Genomic DNA, 6,826 nt, shown 5'->3' with positions numbered 1-6,826 from the left:
GCCTTGAGAAAGGACCGGCGGCTGATGCTCATCGTCTCACTCCGTTCGGGCTGCGGTCGATACGGCTAGTACGCGCCGGCAACGGTTAGGTTGCGGGCGACGTACTCGGCCAGGCTGGGGCCTGAGGGTGCTGGCCCAAGTGGCGCCAGCAGGGCCATTGTCCGAAGAGAGCGTCGCCGGCCCAGCGGTCTACAATGAAGCGGAGGAGGTGACCATGAGGCGCAGCACTCCTATCCTCCCGGACCGGTGGCGCAAGGCCTCGATTCTTGAGTTCTTGACGCTCGTGTGGCTCGTCTCCGGTTCAGGCGCCTTCGCCGCGCGGGGCAATACGTTCAGCCCGAACCCTGGGGCCACAGCAGTCGCGATCGAGTTTGGACCCGGCGGAGGCTCGCGCAGTCGATACGTCTACCAGATCTTCGGTGATGGAAGGCTCCAGGGGCAGCGGTTCGATAGCGAAAGTCGCAGGCCGGTCAAGCTCTGGTCAACCCGCCTCAGTCGATCGCAGCTAGCGGAACTTGAGCGAGACGTCTTCGAGTCTGGGCTCGGTGAACTGGACGCGAACCGAATGAACGCCATCGTGGCCTCGAGGGGACCGGTGGCTCACTCGATGGATGCCCCGACCCTATTGATCGCCATCGCACCTGAATGGGGAACCGATGGTACTCGGGGAGCGCCCACCAGCTCCCTCGTTCTCGAGGGAGGCGCCGCGTTTGCCAGCTTGCATCAAGATGTTCCCGAGCTCGGTGCAGCGCACCGGGTGCTGCAGTTACTCGAACTCGCTAGAGAACCCGCTGGCGAGTCCGCTCCGGTAGCAACCTGGAACCGAAGGACCGACGCTCTAATTCTCGAAATCGCTTCCTACTCGCCCAACTCCCCAAATTGGCGCATCGCGCGACTCTATGGCGATGGAGCGCTCGTAGTCAGCGACTCTCCGACCAGGATCCCTTCCAGTTTCACCCGCGAATTCGGAGTGCGCTTCCAGCCACCCAAGGTCGAAGCGCTTTGGCAGGACATCCAAGAATCCGGCGTCTATGAGTTCAACAAGCCGCTCTTCGACGCAAGAATGCGGGCCACTGGGAAGGGGGAAAGGTCTGCCTCTGAGGCGGCTCCGACGTACTTCAAGTTCTTCTGGATCGAGAGTGCGAGCCATTCCGAGCGGGTCAACGAGTTCACGCTGACATACGGCGGCTACGAGCACACCTGGTATCCAGAGGTCCCAGAACTAGCGGCCGCGAATCGCTTGGTTCAGCAACTACTCTCCCTCCAGAAATCGCCTTGACGGCAGCAGCTCTGGTCTCGAACGTCAAAGCCTCGGAACAGCTTTGTCAGCCGGGATTCAAACCCGTGTTACCGGTGTGCTCACGACGGCCGGCCGGCGCAGGGGGGCCGGGTGGACCCGAGCCCGCGGCTTGATTGCGGGCCGAGGAGCGGCTACCCACCGGCCATGTCGGAAGTGATCTTTGAGGTAGGCCGGGAGGGCGATGGCGGCTTCGTCGCCGAGTGTTTGACCGAAGGGATCTTCGCCCAGGGAGATACCTGGGAGGAGTTGCGCGAGAACGTACGCGAAGCCGTTGCGGCGCCGGCCTATGGACCCTGTGGAAAACGCATCGCGTTTCCCACAGCGCCCACAGGCCCGACGGCGAGGAAAGAGAAAACTCATACACCACTCAAGCGGACGCCACTCTTCTCGCAGATCCCGCGAGCCCAAGCGTTCGCACGGACGGCTCCATAGCCGGCCCTCCCGGTCTTCCGGCTTTCGAACCGGCGAGGGTAGATGTCGTCTCGACCGCGAAAGAGGGATCGGAAGTGGGCAATCTTGGCCTCGGACGACGACGTCTGATCGACCGGGCCCGAGATGAGGTCCATGCCGGGTGCCCTGTTCTAGCGCCGAGAGACTGCCCAGTCCTCCCGCTTCAAACCGTCCACGCGGACGAACTCCTTCGTGTTGGAAGTGACGAGGATTGCGCCCCGTCGCCGGGCTTGCCCCGCCAGGAGGACGTCGTAAGCGCCGATCGGTGTTCCTGAGGCCTCCAACTCGGCGCGTACGGTTCCAGCGGCCTGCGCGTCGTCTTCGTCGAACAGAGTCCACTCGAGTGGACCAGCGAAGAAAGCCTCGAGTCGCTGCCTGTTGCTGTCCTTCCGCGGGCTCTTCGCGACTCCATACCAGAGCTCGAACGCCACGATCGACGACAGCAGAACCACGCTGTCGCGGGCCACGGCGCGCTGGAATCGGCGTCGGACGTTGGCCTCCGTGCCGTTGATCAGCGCGATGCAGGCGTTCGTATCAAGCAGGTAGGTCGTCATCGAAGACGCCACGCCGTGGGGTGGATGGCTGCTGGCGGCCTTCCGGCATGAAGGGCCCGGCGCTCAGGCGGTCCAATTCCGCGAACCACTTCGAGACGTCCGTGAACATCGGCTCCACGAGCACTCCACGCCCGGCGCGGCGTATTCTTACCTCATCTCCTTCGAACCTGAACTCGCGCGGCAGGCGCACGGCCTGGCTGCGTCCGTTCTTGAACAGCTTGGCAGTAGTGGTCATGGGTCTCCCTTCTTGGCATATACCAAGAGTATAGACCGCCCCCATCTGAACCGAAGTGCTCGGCCGCCGCGCCGAGAGCGTTCCCCGCGCGGCTCCGATCTTCGGCGCCATATCGCCGCGCCTCTTGCGAAGGTAGCTCTGGAGACTCGAACACACCCAAGCCGCGGCGAAGAAAGACGCCCTGGCGGCCGAGGTCGGGGTCGTCACCGCAGTGGGCATTCGAGAAAGTGTGGCGCTCCTCCTTCGGCCGCTCGAGGGCCTGGTGGAACAGCTCCCACATCCGCTCCTAGCGGGGATTATTCGGCTCAGCCTTGCGCCAGTCCTCGACGAGGGAGTCTACCGCCCGCCCGCGGCGCGCCCCGACGACGCCGCTCTGTCCCTTTCGGCGCGCTGGTGACGGTCAGCATGAAGGGACCGGATGACACCGAGCGCGAAGGCAGTCACCACCAAGGAGGGGGAGCTCTCGATGAACAACAAACACCAATACGCCGCAGTTTTCGTCCTGCTGTCGCTGGCTGCCACGCCGTCCCAGGGCCTCCGCGCCTTTCTCTCCTCGGCCATGGGCAGCGGCGATCTCGGCTCCTGGCCACAGGCCGGGAGCGCGATCGGAATCGATGCCGGCGACGCCATCTGCGTCTCGCTCGCACAGTCGGCCGGGTTGGGCAATCCCACCAGCTATCGCGCCTGGCTCTCGGACTCGGCGAGCGACGCGTACTGTCGCGTCCACGGTCTGTTCGGAAAGGTCGCCGACGACTGCGGCCAGGCCACTCTACCGGCCGCAGCCGGCCCCTGGTTTCTCATAGAGGGCGCGCAGCCCCGGATCTTCGCCGCACAAATTCCATTGTTGCTGAGCCCCCACTACCAGGTCTTTACTCCCGCCCAGGTCCTCGAGACCGGCGCTGCGGTCGTGCAGGACGAATACTGGACCGGCACCAAGCAGGACGGCACGAACGATGACGGCTTCGGCAACGCGTGCGAGGACTGGACGAGCGGCGATTCCGGCGACCAGGCCAGTATTGGCTCAACCGCGGGCACCGGAATATCCTGGACCGACGCCGGGGGATCGGGCCACACCTGCAGCCTCCAACAGCGGCTGCTCTGCATGCAGGCTGCCAGCGCGGCCCCGGTCGGCCCCTCCGCGTTCTACTCCTGGGGGCGACTCGCCTTTCACTCGTCCGCGACGGGCAGCGGCCGACTGCAGACCTGGCCGCAAGCGAACGGCCTCGCCGGTCTTGCGGCTGGAGATCAGATCTGCCGCACGCTTGCCGTCGGCGCTGGGTTGCCCCATCCCGAGTCGTTCAAGGCCTGGCTCTCAACGGCAACTGTTGACGCCCGCGATCGGTTTCAGCACGACGGCCCCTGGATCCGCCCCGATCGAACCAGGATCGCTTCCAACATCGCCCAGCTGACACATGGGTTCCTCAACACCAGCCTGAACGTGAACGAGTTGGGAGACTATCGCGGCGGGTCCTATGCCTGGACCGGCACGACCTTGCTCGGAGCGGTCAACGAGAACCACTGTGCCGACTGGACGAGCGCCTCGGCCGGGCTCGACGGCGATGTTGGCTACTACGCCTTCGCCGATTCGCGATGGACGGACGACCCGGTGGTTACGAACTGTAGCCTTGCCCTGTCGATCTACTGCCTCCAGGATCTGCCGCTCATCTTTGGCGACGGCTTCGAGGCTGGAAGCACCATTACCTGGACCCTTCCCTGACGCGCAGCCGGTGGTGCTTCTTCGCCGCGACGACTGCTGCATCCGCTGTTCCGGCGATGGGTGTGTCTCGGAACACCGCTACTTCGACGTTACCGTGGACCCGACCGGGAGGGTGCGAGAAGCTCGGATTTCTGGTACGGAACGCTCCTTGAATCGTGAGGCGATCTCGCGCGAGGGGTTGGTCGAGGTGGATCGCGCCCTACATCGATCGAGGTGGTATCCGGCGTTGTGGTGCGGGCGACCGACCGAACGAACGATCTTCGTTGCTCTGATCCGCCGAACTCCCTGCGCATCGAAATAGGTCAGCGGCGCGCTCAACACAGCTCGCCCCGTATGGAGAGCTCCGTTTCCTCGAACAGGTAGGCGCCGAGCGAGCCGCGGCGGTAGCGCGGGCGAGCGGCTTGGGCTCGAGCTTCGGGCAGCCCGTAGACTCGCCTACGCCGCCCTCATGGCAAGCTCGAGCGCCTGCAGGTTGCGCCGGAACTCGAGCAGCGGGGCGAGGTCCAGGAGGTTTGAAGAGGCGTCTTCTTGGCGTACCGGACCAGCGTCCGTGACCGCGAGATCAAACCGACGATCAGGGCCGTCGACCGCTTTATCCAGCCGTCTGTTCTTCCTTTGTGAGCGCACAATGCTGGCAGCTCCCTACCGAGCTGCTTGCAGGCTCCGCGCGACGACTGCTCGCTTTCGGCGGCTCGCCTGCCTGACGGAGTCAGGTTGATACGGATCGGGTTGCTCGCCGAAGAAGATCGCCAACGAAACCCACGACGTCCGCCTGGATCGCGACGTCGGTCCCGCCCGTCTGAAACTCCGCGACGCGCCGGGGACCCACGCTGTTGTCGCTCAGGAAATCCCGCCGCAGGATCTCGATCGCCTTCATCGCGTTCTCGTCGTCCAGGAGCGGCCTCAAGCACTCGACGACGTTCTCGATGCTGGCGCCATAGTTGCGCAGAGCGTAGAAGAGGTCGTAGGCATCCTTGTTTTCGCCCCGGAGGCCGAAGGCCAAGGCCTTCAGAACAACGTAGGCCCCGGCGCCGCAGACCCAGATGTCGCGGGTCGCCTCTTCGCAGGCGATCGTCTGGCCCGATAGCGAGATAAGGACGCGGTCCCTGAAAGCCAGCTGCAGCCCCGGGGCGACCACGGCAGCGAAGTCCGTTTCGAGGTCGCGGAGTGAGCCCCCGCGATCTCCCGGCGACGTCGGCGGCATGAGGAAGTCGATGGTCACCTTCTCCTGTGCCTCGATCTTTCATCGCTGGCGTGTCGGATTCCCGGCGTCGTTCACGTCCTGCGCGAACCCGGACCGTCTCATGCGGTCCGAGATCTCCCGATACCTGCCACGATCGAGGAGTGCGGCTGTCAAGCCGATGTCGAGATCCATCGTGCCGGCGTGTCGCTCGAAGCCCACCTCGCCACTCCTCTGATCGACAAGCAGCGATGGAACCAAACCGCCGACTACGACGAGGTCGTCCATCAGGTCGCCCAGCTTGGTGGCGATATAAAGTCAGGTTGCACGGACGAGCGCTAGGTGCTCCCTGCGGTAGCCAGCTGCCGTCGTTGGCTTTTCAGTCATCGGCCTTCCACTTCAGCAGGTCCTTTCGTAGCTGCTGGGCAGCCTCCTTGGCGCGCTCAGGGTGTTCCTGCAGGTCGAGGTAGGCCTGGATGGGGTGGACACATCGCACGCCATCCTGGTCGCTTGCGCCCTGAAACACCCCCTCGTCGTTGGGAACGACCAGCCAGGTGTTCGCTCCGGGCTCGGCCTCGCGAAAGCCAAGTTGTTCGAGCAGCGGCGCATCGGGCTCGCTCGCGAGGTAGATCGTCACGATTCGAAACCCCGCGAAGCGATTGAGGAGCCACGCCGCGGCAAGGCCGGTCGCGGCATACGGCTGGCGCTTCCTTGCGAAGATCTCAGTCATGGCGCGCAGCTGTGCCTCCGCACTTCGCGCCGGGACGTGACCGCGGAGGATACGGTGCTTGGCAAAACTGTAGCTCTCGGCCCAGGCGTCCAGGAGCAGGTTCGGATCGCGAGCTCGGATCCTCCCGTTCGCCTCTCGGACGATGAGTTCGTCGAACTCGAGCTTGGCGACGATCCGGCTGGTGAAGCCCTCGTCCATCTTCGTCGCCGTCGCGAGCTCTCGTTGGGTCAGCGGCTGGTTGGGGTGCATGAGCAGCCAGCGAGAGATGCGCGAGCTCTTGGGAGCGAAAGCGCTCGCCGGCCGGCCCGGGCCCTTGTACCGATTCGCCTGACCTTCGATCTGCACGCGGAGGCCAGGGGCCACGAGGCGGGCGTTGCCGCTCAAGTCGAGCCAGCCGACATTCAACTCTTCGCAGCGCTCCCGACCTGCGGGTCCCATGAAGGGCACAGCCACCACGGGAATCGCGCGCTTGCCGACCTTAGAGGCTTGCTCTTGGGCATGCCATGCGGCGTCTGAAACGCGAGCGATGGTGCCCGAGCCCGTCCATTGGACAACGAAGGTGAAGCCGCCGAGCCCGACGACTGCGTCGGCGTTGCGCGCCCCTCCCAGCTGACGTCGGATCTTGGCGTCATTCGGCGCGAGGCCGAGGAGATCGGCCAG

At 64.8% G+C, this 6,826-nt stretch carries 7 protein-coding genes; 2 read left to right on the top strand and 5 right to left on the bottom strand.

Annotation, left to right across the window (positions count from 1 at the left end):
* The first annotated feature begins 214 nt into the window (after positions 1-214).
* Positions 215-1,279 carry a hypothetical protein gene (locus KBI44_16560; protein ID MBP9146092.1) on the top strand — a complete coding sequence of 355 codons (1,065 nt, stop codon included), beginning with the start codon at positions 215-217 and terminating at the stop codon, positions 1,277-1,279.
* A gap of 602 nt (positions 1,280-1,881) precedes the next feature.
* On the opposite strand, the gene KBI44_16555 is transcribed toward KBI44_16560, so the two are convergent.
* Both KBI44_16555 and KBI44_16550 read right to left on the bottom strand, forming a co-directional pair.
* Entirely contained in the window at positions 1,882-2,304 is a 423-nt protein-coding gene (locus tag KBI44_16555) for a type II toxin-antitoxin system VapC family toxin (GenBank protein MBP9146091.1), read from the bottom strand.
* A complete protein-coding gene (locus tag KBI44_16550) occupies positions 2,285-2,539 on the bottom strand; it encodes an AbrB/MazE/SpoVT family DNA-binding domain-containing protein (GenBank protein ID MBP9146090.1) in 255 nt (84 codons plus the stop codon). The genes KBI44_16555 and KBI44_16550 overlap by 20 nt, the downstream gene beginning before the upstream one ends.
* Positions 2,540-2,957: 418 nt before the next feature.
* Between KBI44_16550 and KBI44_16545 the strand changes: the two genes are divergently transcribed.
* Positions 2,958-4,256 (top strand): hypothetical protein, encoded by a 1,299-nt coding sequence (locus tag KBI44_16545; GenBank protein MBP9146089.1) that lies wholly within the window; start codon positions 2,958-2,960, stop codon positions 4,254-4,256.
* Positions 4,257-4,965: 709 nt separating this feature from the next.
* On the opposite strand, the gene KBI44_16540 is transcribed toward KBI44_16545, so the two are convergent.
* The 3 genes from KBI44_16540 to KBI44_16530 all read right to left on the bottom strand — a co-directional run bounded on the left by KBI44_16540 (position 4,966) and on the right by KBI44_16530 (position 6,604).
* On the bottom strand, positions 4,966-5,478 hold the full coding sequence (locus KBI44_16540) for a hypothetical protein (protein MBP9146088.1): 513 nt from the start codon (positions 5,476-5,478) through the stop codon (positions 4,966-4,968).
* A gap of 21 nt (positions 5,479-5,499) precedes the next feature.
* Complete coding sequence (locus KBI44_16535; GenBank protein ID MBP9146087.1) at positions 5,500-5,724, bottom strand: hypothetical protein; 225 nt, start codon at positions 5,722-5,724, stop codon at positions 5,500-5,502.
* A gap of 91 nt (positions 5,725-5,815) precedes the next feature.
* On the bottom strand, positions 5,816-6,604 hold the full coding sequence (locus tag KBI44_16530; protein ID MBP9146086.1) for a hypothetical protein: 789 nt from the start codon (positions 6,602-6,604) through the stop codon (positions 5,816-5,818).
* Positions 6,605-6,826 lie beyond the last annotated feature (222 nt).

It is taken from the genome of Thermoanaerobaculia bacterium (assembly GCA_018057705.1).
Lineage (GTDB): Bacteria > Acidobacteriota > Thermoanaerobaculia > Multivoradales > JAGPDF01 > JAGPDF01.
This window is presented reverse-complemented; position numbering and strand designations above follow the sequence as displayed.